This window comes from Actinosynnema sp. NPDC002837 (assembly GCF_040295345.1).
Lineage (GTDB): Bacteria > Actinomycetota > Actinomycetes > Mycobacteriales > Pseudonocardiaceae > Actinosynnema.
Genome location: NZ_JBEOVG010000001.1, coordinates 50,872 through 67,849 on the forward strand (window position 1 = coordinate 50,872; position 16,978 = coordinate 67,849).

Below are 16,978 nucleotides of genomic sequence, written 5' to 3' on the forward strand. Positions count from 1 at the left end.
ACTACTCGACACCGACAGTCAGCAGCGCGTCGCGCTGCCCGCCCGGGTACGCGGCGAGCTCGACCTCCGGGTGGGCGACGCGCAGGTGATCTTCCAGCACCCGCTCGACGCCGTCCGGGGCGGCCCGTCCCCACAGCACGGTGACCAGCTCGCCGCCGCTGGCGAGCATCCGGTCGACCAGCCGGCACGCCAGCGCGCCCACGCCGGCCGGGTCGGGCTCGATCAGCACGACCTCGCCGTCCACCATGCCGAGCAGGTCGCCGGGACGGCACCGGCCGACCCAGGTGATCGCCTCCCGGTCGGACACCGCGACCTCGCCGCGCCGGGTGGCCGCCGCCGCCTCGGCCATGGCGACCACGTCGTCACCGGCGCGCCGGGACGGCGAGTGCACGGCCAGCGCCGCCAGCGCCTGCACCGGCGAGAACGTCGGCACGACCACGACGTCCTGACCTGCGGCGACGGCCTGCGTGACGGCCTCGTCCAGCGGTTCGCGCCACGTCGGGTCGCCGGGCAGCACGGTCACCTGCCGCGCCCGCGTGCCCACCACCACGGCCAGCAGGTCGGCCGCCGTCACCTCGTCACCGGGCTCGAACACCACCGCGCCCTCGGACCGGAACAGCTCCGCCGCGCCCTCGCCCTCGACCAGCACGACGATCGCCCGGTCGCGCACGAACCGCGGGGCCTGGGCGGCGATCTGGTCGGCGAAGCGCGCCACCGTGATCCGGTGCGGCCGGCCGGCCCGGATGCCCGCCTCCACCGCCGCGCCGATGTCGTTGCAGTGCACGTGCACGGTCCACAGCGCGTCGCCGTCGCCGACCACGGACACGCAGTCGCCGATGGCCGTCAGCTCGGCCTTCAGCGCCTCCACGTCCGGCGAGCCGTCCAGCAGGTACATGACCTCGTACTCGAACTCCGCCGACCCGGCCTCCCGAGCGGTGGTCAGCGGCTCGCGCGGCACCGTGGCGACGACCGGCACGTCCTCGACGACCCGCCCGGTGATCACCGCCGCCAACGTGTCCAGCAGCACGACCAACCCCCGCCCGCCCGCGTCGACCACACCGGCCCGGGCCAGCGCGGTCAGCTGGCGCGGTGTGTCGGCCAACGCCTCGGCGCCCGCCTTCGCCGCGACCGTGACCACCTCGTCCAGGTCGTCGGACGCGCAGTCGCGGGCCGCCTCGGCCGCCGCGTGCAGCACGGAGAGCACGGTGCCCGCGACCGGCTCCGAGACCGCGGCGGTGGCCAGTTCGTCGGCCCGCCACAACGCCCGCCGCAACGACGCGCCGGACGCCGTGGAGGCGCCTTGAGCGGCCTCCGCCAGGCCGCGCAGCACCTGCGACAGGATCACCCCGGAGTTGCCCCGCGCACCGGCCAGCGCACCCCGCGCGAGCGCGCCCAACGCCGCGCCGACCGTGTCCACGGGTGTCCTGAGCAGCGCGTCCAACGCCGAGCGCATCGTCTGGAGCAGGTTGGTCCCGGTGTCGCCGTCCGGCACGGGGAACACGTTGATGCGATCGATGTCCTCCCGGTGGGCGTCCAGGGACCGAACGCAGGCGTCCGCCCACTGGCGCACCGCGACCGCATCGAGAGCCTGCATGCCGGCGAGGGTATTCGACCCGGTTTGGTGGCAGAACGCGCCACCGGCTACCCTGTCTGGGTTGCCATGCCCGGCTGAGGCTTGTGCACGCTTGCGCGCCCGCCGGGGCGTGAGTATCGATCAGGAACCTTAAGGAGTGGCTGACGTGGCTGCCGTGTGCGACGTCTGTGGCAAGGGGCCGGGCTTCGGCCATTCTGTCTCGCACTCCCACCGGAAGACGAACCGCCGGTGGAACCCGAACATTCAGACCGTGCGCGCGAAGGTTTCCTCTTCGACGCGGCAGCGGCTGAACGTGTGCACCTCGTGCCTGAAGGCGGGCAAGGTGGTGCGCGGCTGATGACCCGCGCCTGAGCTTGGCGAAAGGCCCCCGGAACCACGTTCCGGGGGCCTTTCGGCGTCTGGGGGCCGTTCTTCGCGGGCTTGGGGCCACCGAGCACGTGCGGGAGACGTCCGCGCTCCAGTCGGCGACCCGTCCACGGCCGGCGTCACCGGCCGTGGCGGAAACCCGTCGGCGGGCTAGGGCAGCTTCCAGTCGATCGGCTCGGCGCCCTGCTTCACCAGCAGCTCGTTGGCCTTGCTGAACGGCCGCGAGCCGAAGAAGCCGCCCGCCGCGGACAGCGGGCTCGGGTGGACCGACTCCACGCAGCGGTCGGCGCCCAGCAGCGGCTTGAGGGCGCGCGCCTGGCTGCCCCACAGGATCGCGACCAGCGGCGCGTCCCGCTCGGCCAGCGCCTTGATCGCCTGCTCGGTCACCGGCTCCCAGCCCTTGTTGCGGTGGGAGTTGGACTTGCCCGGCTGCACCGTCAGCGCCCGGTTGAGCAGCAGCACGCCGCGCTCGGTCCACGGGGTCAGGTCGCCGTTGGCGGGCTTGGGGTGGCCCAGGTCGGCCACGTACTCGGTGTAGATGTTGATCAGGCTCTTCGGGATGGGCCGGGTCTCCGGCGACACCGAGAAGCTCAGCCCGACCGCGTGCCCCGGCGTCGGGTACGGGTCCTGGCCGACGATCAGCACCCGGACGGAGTGGAACGGCTGCTGGAACGCCCGCAGGACGTTCTCCCCGGCGGGCAGGTATGTCCGCCCCGCGGCCACCTCCGCCCGCAGGAACTCGCCCATCGCGGCGATGCGATCGGCCACGGGCGCGAGTGCCGCGGCCCAGCCGGCTTCCATGATCTCCTCAAGCGGACGTGCCACGGCGGGACCCTACCTCAGTCCAGGCGTCGCAGTTCCTTGCGGTACAGCAAGATGTTGTTCACGTACTTGTCCACGGCGAACTGCCACGCGCCGTCCGGCACGACGTACCCCTCGCGCACGCGGGCGGGCACGCCGAGCGCCATCGACCGGGCGGGCACGTGGCCCTCGAACGACACCACCGCGCCCGCGCCGACGATCGCGCCGGTCTCCACCACGGACCCGTTGAGCACCACCGACCCCGAGGCGATCAGGCACCGGTCGGCGATGGTCGCGCCCTCGATGTGCACGTTGTGCCCGACGACGCACTCCGCGCCGATCAGCGTCGGGTGGACCTCGGTGCAGTGCACGACCGTGCCGTCCTGGATCGACGTCCGCGCGCCGACCTCGATGCGCCCGTAGTCGCCGCGCAGCACGGCCTGCGGCCACACCGACGCGTGCGCGCCGATCCGCACGTCGCCGATCACCGTCGCGTCGGGGTGCACGTAGGCGTCCGGGTGGATCACCGGCTCGAAGTCACCCAACGCGTAGATCGCCATGCGGTCCTCCCGGCCCTCAGAGATCCTTCGCGAAGCAAAGGCTTTCGGGATCATCCCGGTAGACGCCGAAGTTGTCGATGCGCGCGTATCCATTGGCCTGGTACAGCCCGATCGCCTCGGGCTGGCGCAACCCGGTCTCCAGCACCATGCGCCTGCGCCCGACCGCCCGGGCCGCCGTCTCCAGCGACGTCAGCACGATCCGCGCCAGTCCGCGCCCGCGCAGCGCTTCGCCCACGTACATGCGCTTGATCTCGGCGTCGCCGGGGCGCAACGAGTGCTTGGCCACGTCGTGCGCCCGCCACCCGCCGCACGCCACCGGCACGCCGTCGAGGTACCCGACCACGAAGTGCCCCAGCGGCGCGGCGAACTCGGCCGGGTCGACCGGCGTGACGTCGCCCTCGCCGTAGCGGTCCACGTAGACCTGCTGGAGGTCGGCGATCAGCTTGACCGAGTCTGGATGGTCATACGCGAGCGTGCATAGTTCCACAAACGCGAGGCTACCTACCGCCAGTGCTCCCAGCCAGGGGGTTTCTCGTACGCGCGCCCGTCGACGGTCACGCCGCTGCCGTGCCGGACCGTGCCGATCGTGCGCCAGCCCTCGGGAACGGCCCCCGGTTCGGGGAACGTCGCCGCCAGCGCGTGATCCTCGCCACCGGTCAGCGCCCAGTGCCGCGCGTCCGCCCCGAGCGCCGCCGCGACGTCGATCAGCCGCGGGTGGACCTCCAGCAGTTCCGTGCGGATGTCGATGCCGATGCCCGACTCGTCCGCGATGTGCCCCAGGTCGGCCAGCAGGCCGTCCGACACGTCGATCATCGCCGTGGCGCCCGCCGCGGCGGCCTGGGGCCCGGCCTCGTAAGGGGGTTCGGGGTTCCGCTGCGCGCCGACGACCGCGACCGGCGACCGGAACCCGCGCTGCAGCACGGCCAACCCGCCCGCCGCCCAGCCGAGCCGTCCGCAGACCGCGACGACATCACCCACCTGTGCGCCTGAACGGGTGACGGGCTCCAACCCGCCCATGTCACCCATCGCGGTAACGGAGATCACCAGTGTCGCGGACGACACCATGTCGCCGCCCACCACTCCGGCGCCCGCGACGGTCGCCTCCTGCCACAGCCCGGCGGTGATCCCCTCCACCACGGAGGACGGCGTGTCGGCCGGGCACGCGAGGCCGATCAGCAGGGCCGTCGGCATCGCGCCCATGGCCACCACGTCGGCCAGGTTCACGGCCGCCGCCTTGCGCCCCACCTGCTCGGGAGACGACCAGTCGAGTCTGAAGTGGACACCTTCGACCAGCACGTCGGTGGACACCACCACGCGGCCGTCGGGCGCCGCGACCACAGCCGCGTCGTCACCCGGCCCGAGCAGGGTGGTGGGCGGCTGCGTCCGACCTGCCGTCACCCGGCGGATGAGACCGAACTCACCCACCTCAGCGACCGTGTCCGCGTTGCGCGGCGGCTCCGGACGCAAGATTGCCTCCCGTTCTGAGCATTCGGAACCCCAACTGGGGTACGTTGCTGTGCACGTTCCTACCCCGACCTAACCTGTCGCGACGAAGGGGCACGCCGTGGTGCACGCATACATCCTCATCCAGACCGAGGTCGGGAAGGCAGCCGCCGTTGCGGCGGAGATCTCCGGCATCCCCGGTGTGGCCACCGCGGAAGACGTCACCGGCCCGTACGACGTCATCGTCCGCGCCGAGGCCGACACCGTCGACCAGTTGGGGCAACTGGTGGTCGCCCGCATCCAGAACGTGGAGGGCATCACCCGGACGCTGACCTGTCCGGTGGTCCACCTGTAGGTCCGTGCTGTCATAGCCGGGTGGCACAGGAACCCGCTCCCCCGCTCCCCCGACCGGTGCTCGTCGTCGTCCTCGGGCTGACGGCGCTGCTCGTGGCGGGCGTCGCGGCGGCGGGTCTCTTCCTCGGCGACGACTCCGCGGACCCGCCCCCCGTCCACACCGGGCCCGTCGCGCTCGTGCCGGTGCCCGCGCCGGAGGCCGGGTCGGACGAGTGCACGGCGCTGCTGGGTGCGCTGCCCGCGCAGCTGGTGTCCAGCGGCGTCACGCTGCCCCGCCGCGAACTGGCCGCACCCGCACCGGCCGGCGCGGTGGCGTGGGGTGACGCGCACCACGAGCCCGTCGTGCTGCGGTGCGGGCTGGACCGCCCCGGTGACCTCACCCCGACCTCCGCGCTGCGGCTGATCTCGGACGTGCAGTGGCTCGAGGTGCCCGAGGGCGGTTCGGCCACCTGGTACGTGGTGGACCGGCCCGTGTACGTGGCGCTGACCGTGCCGTCGGACTCGGGCACGGGGCCCCTGCAGGACGTCTCGACCACGATCCGGGACACCCTCGCCAAGGGCCCCGTGGACACCAGGGGCTAGCGCGGCCTAGCGCAGGCCCGTGCCGCGGGCGATCGCGGTCTCGACCAGCGTGGTCAGCAGCGCCGGGTAGTCCACGCCCGTCTCGGCCCACATCCGCGGGTACATCGAGATCGGCGTGAAGCCGGGCATGGTGTTGACCTCGTTGACCACGAGCTCGTCGTAGTCGGTGACGAAGAAGTCGACCCGGGCCAGGCCCTGGCAGTCCAGCGCGCGGAACGCGGCGACGGCCATCTCGCGCAGGTCGCGGGTGACGTGCTCGTCCAGCTTGGCGGGGATGTCGAACTCGCACACGTCGTCGAGGTACTTGGCGTCGAAGTCGTACCAGTCGACCGCGCCGCCGACGATGCGCAGCTCGGCGGGCAGCGACGCCTCGACCCGGCCGTCCGGGAACTCCAGCACGCCGCACTCGACCTCGCGGCCGGAGACGGCGGCCTCGATGATCACCTTCGGGTCGGTCTTGCGCGCCAACGCGATCGCGCTGTCCAGGTGGGCCCAGTCGACGACCTTCGAGATGCCGACGGACGACCCGGCGCGCGCGGGCTTGACGAAGACGGGCAGCCCCAACCGCTCCCGGTCCGGCTCGGCCAGGGTCTCCTGCTCGCGGCGCAGCACGGCGAACTCGCCGACCGGCAGGCCCGCGCCCTTGAGCAGGCGCTTGGTGAACTCCTTGTCCATGGCGACCGCGCTGGCCAGCACACCCGGTCCCACGTACGGGATGTCGGCCAGTTCCAGCAGGCCCTGGATGGTGCCGTCCTCGCCCCACGCGCCGTGCAGGACGGGGAACACGACCTCCACGTCGGCCAGCACGTCGTTGGGCGCCACGGGCACGAGTTCGCTGCCGGACACGGGGACCAGCGCGTTGACGGTGGGCAGCTGCCGGTCGCGCACTTCGAGCGCCTTGGTGTCGTCGGCGCCGATCACCCACGCGCCCGTTTCGGTGATGCCGACGGGCACGACGTCGAACCTGTCCCGGTCCAGGTGCGGCAGGACACTGCCGGCGGACAGGCAGGAGACCATGTGCTCGCTGCTGCGCCCGCCGAACACCACGGCGACCTTGGTCTTGCGCTGTGTCATGGCTCGGACCCTACCCGGATGGCGTAACCCGCCACCCGCACCGGACACCCGAGCGCAGAACTCGGGGTCTCGAACGCTCGACACGCGGTACCTGAACGTTCGGCGTTCAGGACGGGGTGTGGGTGGCGAGGATGCGGAGCAGGTCGGGGATCGCCGCGGTCAGCTGGTCGCGCGAGCAGGCGCTGTAGCCGATCGCGGCGCCGTGCACCTTCGGCCGGCCGGCGTGGTGGCGGCCGAGGCCGTCCAGGCGCAGGCCGCGGTCGTGCGCCTCGGCCAGCACGTCCCGCTCCGCCTGGGCCGACGGCAGCGGCACAACGATGTGCGCGCCCGCGTCGTCGCCCAGCACGGGGATCCCGGCCTCGGCGAACGCCGCCGACAGCAGCGCACGCCGTTCGGACAGCTCACGCCGGAGCTTGCGGAGGTGCCGCCCCAGGTCGCCGTTGCGCGCCAGCTCGACCAGGACCCGCTGCCCCGCCGCGGACGGGCTGGTGCCGGTCCGGTCGCGGTGCGCCATCACCTCCGCCGCGATCGGCTCGGGCGCCACCATCCACCCCGCGCCCAGCGTCGGCGTGAGGATCTTGCTCGTCGTGCCCAGGTGCACCACCACGTCCGGCGCCAACGCCGCCAGCAACGGCAACGGCGCGACGTCGTAGCGCAGCTCGCCGTCGTAGTCGTCCTCGACGACCAGCCACCCCTCCGCCCGCGCCCGCTCCACCAGCGCCACCCGCCGCGCCGCCGACATCCGCCCGCCCATCGGGTACTGGTGCGCGGGCGAGCAGTAGACGCCGCGGACACCCGGCGGCACGGCCTCCACCAACAACCCCTCGGCGTCCACGGGCGCCTGCACGACCTTCACCCCGGCCGACCGCAACGCCCACACCGCCCGCTGGTACCCCGGCTCCTCCACCGCCACCACGTCGCCCGGCCGCAGCACGGCCGACCCCAGCTCCACCAACGCCGCCGTGGTCCCGCCGGTCGCCAGCACCAGCTCCTCCCGCAACCCGCCGCGCACCGCCAACCCCCGGTGCCGCAACAGGTGCTCCGCCACCACCGCCCGGTACTCCGGCAACCCGCCCCGCGCCGGCCGGAACAACGGCTGCACGTCCGCCGCCGCCCGCCACGCCCGCCGCCAGGCCGCCCGGTCCAACCCCTCGGCCCACGGCGCGCCGGGCGCGAGGTCCACCACGTCCACCGGCGCGGCGGGCGCCGCCACCCGCCGGGCCCGCGCCTTCAACGCGCCCGGCGGCGTGGTCGTCACGTAGGTGCCCGACCCGTGCCGTCCGGCGATCCAACCCTCGGCGTGCAGCTGCTCGTATGCTGCCGCTGTCACGGTCCGGCTCACGCCGAGCCGCTCGGCCAACGCCCGGGTCGAGGGCAGCCGGTCACCGCTGCGCAGCCGCCCGTCGCCCGCCGCCGCGCGCAGGGCGTCCGCGAGCTGCACCGCCAGCGGTTCGGCCGACTCGCGGTCCAGCACCACCGCCAACGCCGTCTCCGCCATAGTGGCCTCCTCGAAACGCCGAGAATTGGCACTTGAAGAGGGCCACTTTACCCGACAAGCTCCTCCCATGACGTTGTCACCGACGGACCGCAGCACCATCAAGCGCGGGCGCAACCGCGCCGTCACCGAACGCGAGGCGCTGCACGCCGTCCTCGACGCCGCCCTCGTCTGCCACCTGGCCGTCGTCGTGGACGACGCGCCGCTCGTGCTGCCCACCGGCTACGGCCGCGACGGCGACACCCTCTACCTGCACGGCTCGACCGGCGCGCGCAGCCTCCGCGAGGCCTCGACGGGCGTGCCCGTGTGCGTCGCCGTCACGATCCTGGACGGCGTGGTCTACGCCCGCTCGGTGTTCGACCACTCGATGAACTACCGCGCCGCCGTCGTCCACGGCACCGCCGTCCCCGTCACCGACCCGGACGCCAAGCTGCACGCCCTGCGCGTGCTCACCGAGCACATCGCGCCCGGCTCGTGGGACTACGCCCGCCCGCCGACGCCGAAGGAGCTGGCCGCGACCTCCGTGCTGTCGCTCGACCTGACCGAGGCGTCGGTGAAGATCCGCAGCGGCCCGCCCGGCGACGAGGACGAGGACGTCGCCGCCAACGCGCGCTGGGCGGGCGTGCTGCCGCTGCGCACCGCGTGGGGCGAGCCCGAGCCGGACCCGGCGCTGGTCGGCGACTGGGACGTCCCGCCGCACGTCACCGCGCGGACGTAGTCCCCGAGACCGGGTCGAACCGCACGGGCCGCACGGTGCGCCCGCCGTCGCGGAACACGTGGATCGTGACGGCGGGGTCGACGCCGTCGTTGCGCACCTGGTGCGCGTACCCCGGCCCGAACACCCGCGACTGGCCCGCCACGAGGTGGTGCAGCACCTGGGCCGGGCCCGGCGTGACCACCTCCGTCAACGAGCCGCTGACCACGGTGAACGCGCCGCTGGTGACGCCGTGGTCGTGCAGGTCGGCGTGCTGGCCGGGCAACCAGCTCATCAGCCACACCTCCTGCTCGTCGGTGCGGTCGACCAGCGCGGCGAAGCGGGTCTCGGGGTCGTAGCGGAGCAGGTGGGCCCAGCGCTCGCGCCGTGCCGCCGTGTCGAGCGCGATCCGCACGGGGTGCAGCGCGGCGTGCGACTGGGGCAGGGCGATGGTGTTCTCCGGAACGGCGAACATGATGTCCTTCTCGGCACTCGGTGACGTGTGCGGGCCTCACGGGCCCGCGGGACGCGAGACGATCACCGGGAAGGACAGAGCGCGCTGGCGACCAGGCGGAGGTCGATGTGACCCCGCCCGTCGGTCATGGCGCGAAAAGACATGGTGACGAGGGTGGCAGCCGGTTCGCCGCCACGCAAGCCCTCCCACGCAGTGGACCCGTCAGAGTGACCGGAGCACGTCCTCGACGAGGTCGGCGGTGTCCTCGCAGCCCGCGGACAGCCGCACCAGGCCCTCGGGCACCGGGTCGCCCCACTGCGCCCGCCGGTCCAGGCTCGTGTGCAGGCCGCCGAAGCTCGTGCTCGCGAACACCAGCCGTGACCGCTCCAGGAAGGACGCCACCGCGCGCTCGTCCGCCAGCACGAACGTCAGCACGCCGCCGAACCGCCGCATCTGCCGCGACGCGACCTCGTGCGCGGGGTCCTCCGGGGCGCCCGGCCACCGCAGCCCGCTGACCGCCGGGTGGTCCTTGAGCACCTCGTAGAGCGCCGCCGCGTTCGCCGCCTGCCGGCTCAACCGCAGGTCGAGCGTGCCGAGACCCCGGTGCGCCAGCCACGCCTCGAACGGCCCGGGGATCGCGCCGCCGGTCGTCCGCGCCGCGCGCACCCGTTCCGCCAACCCCGGATCCGACGTGGACACGTGGCCCAGCAGCACGTCGCTGTGCCCGGCGACGGCCTTCGTGTCGCTGCTCACCACCGCGTCCGCGCCCAGCAGCAGCGGTTGCTGCCCCAACGGCGTCGCGGTCGTGTTGTCCACCGCCACCAGCGCGCCCGCCGCGTGCGCCGCCTCCACCAGCGCGGTGATGTCGCACACGTCCAGACCGGGGTTCGACGGCGACTCCAGCAGCACCAACCGCACGCCCTCGAACGACGGGTACGGCCCGGCCGTCGGCACCTCCACCACCTCCACCGGCATCTCGGCGGCCAACGTGCGCGTCAGGTAGTAGCCGTCGCCCGGCAGCGCCACCACGTCGCCGGGCGCGAGCACGACCCGCAGGAACGTCGAGATCGCCGCCATCCCGGACGGGAACAGCACGGTCGTGCCGCCGTCCAACTCGCCCAGCGCCACCTCCAACGCCCGCCAGGTCGGGTTGTGCGCCCGCCCGTAGGTGTCGGCGCCACCCAGGTGGTAGGCGGAGGCGAACACGGGACCGGCCAGGAACGGCTCGCCCTGCACCGCCGGCGTCGAGTGCACGACCCGCGTGCCGTCACCCCAGGTCATTGCCGTTCCGCCTTCCGCTCGCGGCCGAGCAGCGCCGCCGTCAGCACACGGGGGTCCAACCCCTCGTGGCACACCTGGTGCACACCGTCGGTGATCGGCATGTCCACGCCGACCCGCGCGGCCAGCTCCCGGATCGACGAGCACGACTTCACGCCCTCGGCGACCTGGCCGTGCGCGGCCTCCTGCGCCTGCGCCAGCGAGTCACCGCGCCCCAGCCGTTCCCCGAACGACCGGTTGCGCGACAGCGGCGAGGCGCACGTGGCCACCAGGTCGCCCAGCCCGGCCAACCCGGCGAACGTCAACGGGTCCGCGCCCAGCGCCGCGCCCAACCGCGCCGTCTCGGCGAGACCGCGGGTGATGATCGAGGCCATCGTGTTGTCCCCGAACCCCATGCCCGCCGCCATGCCGCACGCCAGCGCGATCACGTTCTTGCACGCGCCACCGAGCTCGCAGCCCACCACGTCGACGTTCGTGTACGGCCGGAAGTACGAGTTCGAGCACGCGTGCTGCAACGCCACCGCGCGATCGTGGTCGGTGCACGCGATGACCGTCGCGGTCGGCTGCTCGGCCGCGATCTCCTTGGCCAGGTTCGGCCCGGACACCACCGCGACCTGGTCCTCCGGCACCCCGGCGACCTCGCGGACCACCTCGCTCATCCGCTTCAACGTGCCCAGCTCGACGCCCTTGGCCAGGCTGACCAGCGTCGCGCCCGCCGGCAGCCACGGCCGCCAGCCGCTCAGGTTCTCCCGCAGCGTCTGGCTCGGCACCGCCAGCACCACTGCCCCCGCGCCGGCCAACGCCTTCTTCGCGTCCGACGTGGCGGTCAGGTTCGGGGGCAGCGTCACGCCCGGCAGGTAGTCGGCGTTGACCCGCTCCGCCGAGATGGCGTCGGCCACGTCGGCGCGCCGCGCCCACAGCACCACGTCCGTGCCGGAGTCCGCGAGCACCTTCGCGAAAGCGGTGCCCCACGACCCGGCGCCCAGCACCGCGACCCGGTCCACGTCAGGCCTTCTTGGTGTAGAAGCCGTCGGGCGCCTGCTCCTGGCGGATGTCCGCGAGCAGGTCCTTCACCTCGTTCATCAGCACGTCGGTCACCTCGCGCAGCAGCGCCAGGTTCTGCGGCCTGCTCCGGTAGTCGTCCAGGTCGACCGGCGGGCCCACCTTCGTCACCACCGTCTTGCGCGGGAACGGCCGGAACTTCTTCCGGTAGTGGTCGTACACCTCGCGCGTGCCCCACCGCGCCGCGGGCAGCACCGGCACGTCGTGCTCCAGCGCGAGCCGCGCCACACCCGTCCGCGAGGCCATCGGCCAGCCGTCCGGGTCGCGCGTGATCGTGCCCTCGGGGTAGATGATCACGACCAGCCCCTGCTCCAGGGCCTCGTGCGCGGCGCGCAGGCTCTGCTGCGCGTCGGCCGTGCCCCGGTACACCGGGATCTGCCGGGCGCCCTTGACGACCATGCCGACGAACGGCACGTTCCACAGGCTGTGCTTGGCGAGGAAGTGCGGCACGCGCCCCTGCTTGTGCGTGAAGACGGCGTCGTAGACCGGGTCCAGGTGCGACACGTGGTTCATCACGATGAGCGCACCGCCCGTCCGGGGAACCCGCTCCGCGCCCTCGTTGCGCCGCCGCGCGATCAGCGCGGTGGCGGGGTAGAAGACCGCCGCGGCGAGCCCGACCCAGAAGCCGCCCTTCTCCTTGGCCACGTGCACTCCCTCTTCGTCGTGGACCTGGAGTCTTCACCACGTCGCCAGGGGCGACAATCAGCCCTGGGCCCCTGGCCAGGTCCAGCCGGCATCCGGGAGTATGGCGGGGTGGGAGCCGACGTCGACCTGGTGGTCCCGGTCAAGACCCTGCACCGGGCCAAGACCCGGCTGGTCGGCACCCGGCTGGACCGGCCGGCGCTGGCCCTGGCCTTCGCGTTGGACACGATCTCCGCGGCGCTGCCGGCCGTGCGCCGTGTGGTGGCCGTCACGTCCGACCCGTCCGTCGTGGCGGAGCTGCGAGCGCTCGGCGTCGAGTCGATCCCCGGCCCCGAAGGGCTCAACGAGTCCCTGCGCCACGGCTTCGCCGTGCTCCGGTCCCGCGACTCCACCTCCGTGGTCGGCGCCCTGCAAGCCGACCTGCCCGCCCTCCGGACCACCGACCTCGCCGCCGCGCTGGCCACCGCCGACGGCCGTTCGTTCTGCCCGGACCGCCAGGGAACCGGAACGACCCTCCTGCTCTCGTCCCCCGGCGGCGACCTCGCCCCGGCCTTCGGCGTCGGTTCCGCCGCCGCCCACGCGGCCTCGGGCGCCACGCCCTTGCGGGGCCCGTGGCCGTCGCTGCGCCACGACGTCGACACCGCCGACGACTTGCGCCTCGCCGCGGACCTCGGCCTGGGCCCGCGCACCGCCGCCGCCCTCACCCCCGTCGGCGGCTGAGCCCGCTCGGGAACGCCGGCGATCGACTACCTTCTGCCCCGTGACCCACCCCGCCGAACACGAGCAGGCCACGGTGAGCGCCCAGCACCCGGACGGCTCGGCCACCGTGCTGCGCGACGACGGCGTGCTCGTGGACGTGTCGGCCGAAGCCGTCGCCGAAGGCGGCTGGCGCTCGCTGCGACCCGGCCAACGGGTCACCCTCGTGCGGGATGCCGCCGGTGAGGTGCGGGGCGTGCTCCGCCCGGTGTGACGCGGAGTTCACTTCCTCGTCGGCTCAGCTCAGCGCGCGGCCGCCCGTATTGGGGAACAATGCTGATCGTGAGCACGGACGACACCCCCGACCAGCCCGCGCCCAAGCGACGGACGAGGACGCCGCGGACCACGCCGGCCGCGAGCACCCCCCGCCGCCGGCCGCGCCCGGCCACCCGCCGCGGCGCCGCCGGCACGCGCGCGGGCACGACGGCGGCGCAGCAACCGGCGCCGCAGCCGGCCGACGGCGCGTCCCGGTCGTTCCCGAGCTCACCACCCGCGGTCACGGCCACCGAGGCGCAGGCCGACCTGCCCGACGACCGGTACTTCAACCGGGAGCTGTCCTGGTTGGACTTCAACGCCAGGGTGCTCGCGCTGGCCGAGGACGCCTCCCAGCCGTTGCTGGAGCGGGCGAAGTTCCTGGCCATCTTCGCCTCGAACCTGGACGAGTTCTACATGGTCCGGGTCGCGGGCCTGAAGCGCCGCGACGAGACCGGCCTGTCCGTGCGCAGCGCGGACGGGCTCACCCCGCGCGAGCAGCTGTCCAACATCTCCAAGCGCACCCAGGAGCTGGTCGAGCAGCACGCCAGGGCGTTCCTCGACCACATCCAGCCGGAGCTGGAGAAGCACGCCATCAGCATCGTCAACTGGGCGCAGTTGACCGACTTCGAGCAGTTGCGGCTGTCGAACTACTTCACCGACCAGGTCTTCCCGGTGCTCACGCCGCTGGCCGTGGACGCGGCGCACCCGTTCCCCTACATCTCCGGCCTCTCGCTGAACCTCGCCATCACCGTCCGCGACCCGGAGGGCGGCGCGGAGCGGTTCGCGCGCATCAAGGTGCCGGACAACGTGCCGCGCCTGGTCCGCGTGGAGAGCGACCGGACCAGCCCGACGGCGACCTTCCTGCCGCTGGAGGAGCTCATCGCGGCGCACCTCGGCGAGCTGTTCGCCGGCATGCAGGTCATCGAGTGCCACGCGTTCCGGGTGACCCGCAACGCCGACCTGGAGGTAGAGGAGGACCAGGACGAGGACCTGCTCAAGTCGTTGGAGCGGGAGCTGGCGCGCCGCCGGTTCGGGCCGCCGGTGCGGCTGGAGATCGCCGACGACATGACCGAGCACATGCTGGAACGGCTGCTGCGCGAGCTGGAGGTCGACCCGCACGACGTGGTCCAGGTGCCCGGCCTGCTCGACCTGTCCTGCCTGTGGCAGCTCTACAGCGTGGACCGCAAGCAGCTCAAGGACGCGCCGTTCGTGCCCGCGACGCACTCGGCGTTCGGCGAGCGCGAGACGCCCAAGAGCATCTTCGCCACCCTCCGGGAGGGCGACGTGCTGGTGCACCACCCGTACGACTCGTTCTCCACGTCCGTGCAGCGGTTCATCGAGCAGGCGGCGGCCGACCCGCGCGTGCTGGCCATCAAGCAGACGCTGTACCGCACGTCGGGCGACTCGCCGATCGTCGACGCGCTGATCGACGCGGCCGAGGCGGGCAAGCAGGTCGTGGCGCTGGTGGAGATCAAGGCGCGGTTCGACGAGCAGGCGAACATCAAGTGGGCGCGTGCGCTGGAGAAGGCGGGCGTGCACGTCGTCTACGGCCTGATGGGGCTCAAGACGCACTGCAAGACCTCCTTGGTGGTGCGCCAGGAGGGCTCGCGGATCCAGCGGTACTGCCACATCGGCACCGGCAACTACAACCCGAAGACGGCCCGGCTGTACGAGGACATCGGCATCCTCACCGCCGAGCCGACCATCGGCGCGGACCTCACCGACCTGTTCAACGTGCTCACCGGGTACGCCCGGCAGGACCACTACCGCAGCCTCCTCGTCGCGCCCTACGGCGTGCGGCGCGGGATCGTGGAGCGCATCGAGCGCGAGATCGAGCACGCGCGGGCGGGCGCGCCGGCCGGTGTGCGCATCAAGGTGAACTCGCTGGTGGACGAGCAGGTCATCGACTCGCTGTACCGGGCGTCGCAGGCTGGCGTGCGGGTGGACGTGGTCGTGCGCGGGGTGTGCGCGCTGAAGCCTGGCATCAAGGGGCTGTCGGAGAACATCCACGTCCGGTCCATCCTGGGCCGGTTCCTGGAGCACTCGCGGGTGTTCCACTTCGTCGGCTCGGCCGAGCACTGGATCGGCAGCGCCGACATGATGCACCGCAACCTGGACCGGCGGGTGGAGGTGCAGCTGCGGGTGACCGACCCGAAGCTCACCGCGCAGCTCGACGCGATGATGGACTCGGCGTTGGAGCCGACCACGCGGTGCTGGGTGCTGCAGCCGGACGGCGAGTGGGAGGCGTCGCCGGCGGACGGCAGCAGGGTGCGCGACCACCAGACCGAGATGCTGCGCAACCGCCGCGCGATCGGGTGAGCCGGTGATCCGGGCAGCCGGCGCCGTGCTGTGGCGCGAGGGTTCCGTGGCGGTCGTGCACCGGCCGCGTTATGACGACTGGTCCCTGCCCAAGGGCAAGGTGGACCCCGGCGAGACCGTGCCCGCGGCGGCGGTGCGCGAGGTGCTGGAGGAGACCGGGTTCCACGCCGTGCTGGGTCGGTACCTGTGCCAGGTGTCGTACCGGGCTTTCGGCAGGCCGAAGGTCGTGGACTACTTCAGCGCGCGGGTCGCGTCGGGTGCGTTCGCGCCGAACGACGAGGTGGACGAGCTGCGGTGGCTGCCGGTCGCCGAGGCGGCTTCGCTGGTGACGTCGGACACCGACCGCTCGGTGCTGGCGGCGTTCGCGGCGGAGCCGGCGGAGTTGGCGACGGTGTTGCTGGTGCGGCACGCGAAGGCGGGCAAGCGCGACCACTGGCCGGGTGACGACGACCTGCGGCCGTTGAGCTCGGCGGGGTGGCGGCAGGCCGGCGGGTTGCGGTCGATGCTGCCGTTGTGGGGTCCGTCACGGGTGCACTCCGCGCCTCGGGTGCGGTGCGTGGAGACCGTTCAGGGGGTGGCGGAGGACCTGGGTGTCGGCGTGCTGCTGGAGCCGCGGTTGTCCGAGGAGGGGTACTGGCCGGACCGCGAGGCCGGGTTGGTGCGCCTGCTGGAGATCGCGGACGGGGCCGGCACGCCGGTCGTGTGCAGCCAGGGCGGTGTGATCCCGGACGTCGTCGCCACCCTCGCCGACCTGGGCGGTCTGTCGTTGGGCGGCACGCCGTGCAAGAAGGGCAGCGCGTGGCTGCTGGCGTTCCGCCGGCCGGAGCCGGGCTGGTCCACTTCGGACTCGCACCGGTCCTGGCCGCGCCTGGTCTCGGCCCACTACTTCCCCACCGCCCTGCCCGCGCCCACCGCCTGACACCTCCACTAGTCCGGTCGGGTCACGCCGGGAGTCCGTCCGGGCACGGTGAGTTCTCCACAGGCGGCCCGAACCGGGCCGAAATCGTCAGACCGAGCCGGCAGCATGAAAACCGGGGATCCCCCGGCGGGGACCCCTGCGAAGCATCTCCACCGCGCGAACGCCGGGTTTCGGGGCCGGCACGACGGCCGACCGGACTGCTCTATCCGAGTGGCCGAACACACTCGCCGACCCGACCGCGCCCCGCGTGTTCCGAGCGCGAAACACCCACGCGTCCACGCCGCGCCCCGCGCGTTCCGAGCGCGAAACACCCACGCGTCCAGGTCGCAT

Annotated in this window: 19 protein-coding genes; 8 read left to right on the top strand and 11 right to left on the bottom strand. The window is 73.2% G+C overall.

The annotated features are described in order from the left end of the window. Window position 1 precedes the first annotated feature (1 nt). Entirely contained in the window at window positions 2-1,594 is a 1,593-nt protein-coding gene (locus ABTZ99_RS00245) for a DAK2 domain-containing protein (RefSeq protein ID WP_498774756.1), read from the bottom strand. Window positions 1,595-1,739: 145 nt separating this feature from the next. Here ABTZ99_RS00245 and rpmB point away from each other — a divergent pair, with 145 nt between their 5' ends. Next, window positions 1,740-1,931: a 50S ribosomal protein L28 gene (rpmB, locus tag ABTZ99_RS00250; protein ID WP_033437952.1), complete on the top strand. Its 192-nt coding sequence runs from the start codon at window positions 1,740-1,742 to the stop codon at window positions 1,929-1,931. A gap of 179 nt (window positions 1,932-2,110) precedes the next feature. Here rpmB and ABTZ99_RS00255 read toward each other — a convergent pair whose 3' ends face one another. From ABTZ99_RS00255 to ABTZ99_RS00270, 4 genes are read right to left on the bottom strand one after another with little or no spacing between them, the layout of a single operon-like run. Further along, complete coding sequence (locus ABTZ99_RS00255) at window positions 2,111-2,785, bottom strand: uracil-DNA glycosylase (RefSeq protein ID WP_498774758.1); 675 nt, start codon at window positions 2,783-2,785, stop codon at window positions 2,111-2,113. A 14-nt stretch (window positions 2,786-2,799) separates the two neighbouring features. Then, window positions 2,800-3,321, bottom strand: a complete 522-nt coding sequence (locus ABTZ99_RS00260; protein ID WP_230567739.1) for a gamma carbonic anhydrase family protein — start codon at window positions 3,319-3,321, stop codon at window positions 2,800-2,802. A 16-nt stretch (window positions 3,322-3,337) separates the two neighbouring features. Then, a complete protein-coding gene (locus ABTZ99_RS00265) occupies window positions 3,338-3,808 on the bottom strand; it encodes a GNAT family N-acetyltransferase (RefSeq protein ID WP_498774761.1) in 471 nt (156 codons plus the stop codon). Window positions 3,809-3,822: 14 nt separating this feature from the next. Next, the gene (locus ABTZ99_RS00270; protein ID WP_498774763.1) at window positions 3,823-4,788 is read right to left on the bottom strand and encodes a thiamine-phosphate kinase; all 966 of its coding nucleotides are present in this window, start codon (window positions 4,786-4,788) and stop codon (window positions 3,823-3,825) included. A 97-nt stretch (window positions 4,789-4,885) separates the two neighbouring features. Here ABTZ99_RS00270 and ABTZ99_RS00275 point away from each other — a divergent pair, with 97 nt between their 5' ends. Further along, complete coding sequence (locus tag ABTZ99_RS00275; RefSeq protein WP_015104517.1) at window positions 4,886-5,119, top strand: Lrp/AsnC family transcriptional regulator; 234 nt, start codon at window positions 4,886-4,888, stop codon at window positions 5,117-5,119. A gap of 20 nt (window positions 5,120-5,139) precedes the next feature. Next, a complete protein-coding gene (locus ABTZ99_RS00280; RefSeq protein WP_499606968.1) occupies window positions 5,140-5,700 on the top strand; it encodes a DUF3515 domain-containing protein in 561 nt (186 codons plus the stop codon). A gap of 6 nt (window positions 5,701-5,706) precedes the next feature. Here ABTZ99_RS00280 and ABTZ99_RS00285 read toward each other — a convergent pair whose 3' ends face one another. Further along, window positions 5,707-6,774: a D-alanine--D-alanine ligase family protein gene (locus ABTZ99_RS00285; RefSeq protein ID WP_498774767.1), complete on the bottom strand. Its 1,068-nt coding sequence runs from the start codon at window positions 6,772-6,774 to the stop codon at window positions 5,707-5,709. 106 nt (window positions 6,775-6,880) lie between these two features. Beyond that, the gene (gene pdxR / locus ABTZ99_RS00290; protein WP_499606971.1) at window positions 6,881-8,272 is read right to left on the bottom strand and encodes a MocR-like pyridoxine biosynthesis transcription factor PdxR; all 1,392 of its coding nucleotides are present in this window, start codon (window positions 8,270-8,272) and stop codon (window positions 6,881-6,883) included. Window positions 8,273-8,339: 67 nt separating this feature from the next. Here pdxR and ABTZ99_RS00295 point away from each other — a divergent pair, with 67 nt between their 5' ends. Next, entirely contained in the window at window positions 8,340-8,987 is a 648-nt protein-coding gene (locus tag ABTZ99_RS00295; protein WP_498774771.1) for a pyridoxamine 5'-phosphate oxidase family protein, read from the top strand. Here ABTZ99_RS00295 and ABTZ99_RS00300 read toward each other — a convergent pair. From ABTZ99_RS00300 to ABTZ99_RS00315, 4 genes are all read right to left on the bottom strand, one after another. Then, window positions 8,971-9,438, bottom strand: coding sequence for a cysteine dioxygenase (locus ABTZ99_RS00300; protein ID WP_498774773.1), 468 nt, complete (start codon window positions 9,436-9,438; stop codon window positions 8,971-8,973). The genes ABTZ99_RS00295 and ABTZ99_RS00300 overlap by 17 nt on opposite strands. A gap of 201 nt (window positions 9,439-9,639) precedes the next feature. Continuing rightward, window positions 9,640-10,698 carry a cystathionine gamma-lyase gene (locus tag ABTZ99_RS00305; RefSeq protein WP_498774775.1) on the bottom strand — a complete coding sequence of 353 codons (1,059 nt, stop codon included), beginning with the start codon at window positions 10,696-10,698 and terminating at the stop codon, window positions 9,640-9,642. Continuing rightward, window positions 10,695-11,699, bottom strand: a complete 1,005-nt coding sequence (locus tag ABTZ99_RS00310; protein ID WP_499606976.1) for an NAD(P)H-dependent glycerol-3-phosphate dehydrogenase — start codon at window positions 11,697-11,699, stop codon at window positions 10,695-10,697. The genes ABTZ99_RS00305 and ABTZ99_RS00310 overlap by 4 nt, the downstream gene beginning before the upstream one ends. 1 nt (window position 11,700) lies before the next feature. Continuing rightward, window positions 11,701-12,402: a lysophospholipid acyltransferase family protein gene (locus tag ABTZ99_RS00315; protein ID WP_498774779.1), complete on the bottom strand. Its 702-nt coding sequence runs from the start codon at window positions 12,400-12,402 to the stop codon at window positions 11,701-11,703. 108 nt (window positions 12,403-12,510) lie between these two features. On the opposite strand from ABTZ99_RS00315, the gene cofC reads away from it, so the two are divergent. From cofC to ABTZ99_RS00335, 4 genes are read left to right on the top strand one after another with little or no spacing between them, the layout of a single operon-like run. Next, the gene (gene cofC, locus ABTZ99_RS00320; RefSeq protein WP_498774781.1) at window positions 12,511-13,119 is read left to right on the top strand and encodes a 2-phospho-L-lactate guanylyltransferase; all 609 of its coding nucleotides are present in this window, start codon (window positions 12,511-12,513) and stop codon (window positions 13,117-13,119) included. 40 nt (window positions 13,120-13,159) lie between these two features. Beyond that, a complete protein-coding gene (locus ABTZ99_RS00325) occupies window positions 13,160-13,369 on the top strand; it encodes a hypothetical protein (RefSeq protein WP_498774783.1) in 210 nt (69 codons plus the stop codon). Between the two features lie 59 nt (window positions 13,370-13,428). Beyond that, complete coding sequence (locus tag ABTZ99_RS00330; protein WP_499606980.1) at window positions 13,429-15,729, top strand: RNA degradosome polyphosphate kinase; 2,301 nt, start codon at window positions 13,429-13,431, stop codon at window positions 15,727-15,729. A gap of 7 nt (window positions 15,730-15,736) precedes the next feature. Then, on the top strand, window positions 15,737-16,648 hold the full coding sequence (locus ABTZ99_RS00335; RefSeq protein WP_498775207.1) for an NUDIX hydrolase: 912 nt from the start codon (window positions 15,737-15,739) through the stop codon (window positions 16,646-16,648). The last annotated feature ends 330 nt before the right edge of the window (window positions 16,649-16,978 follow it).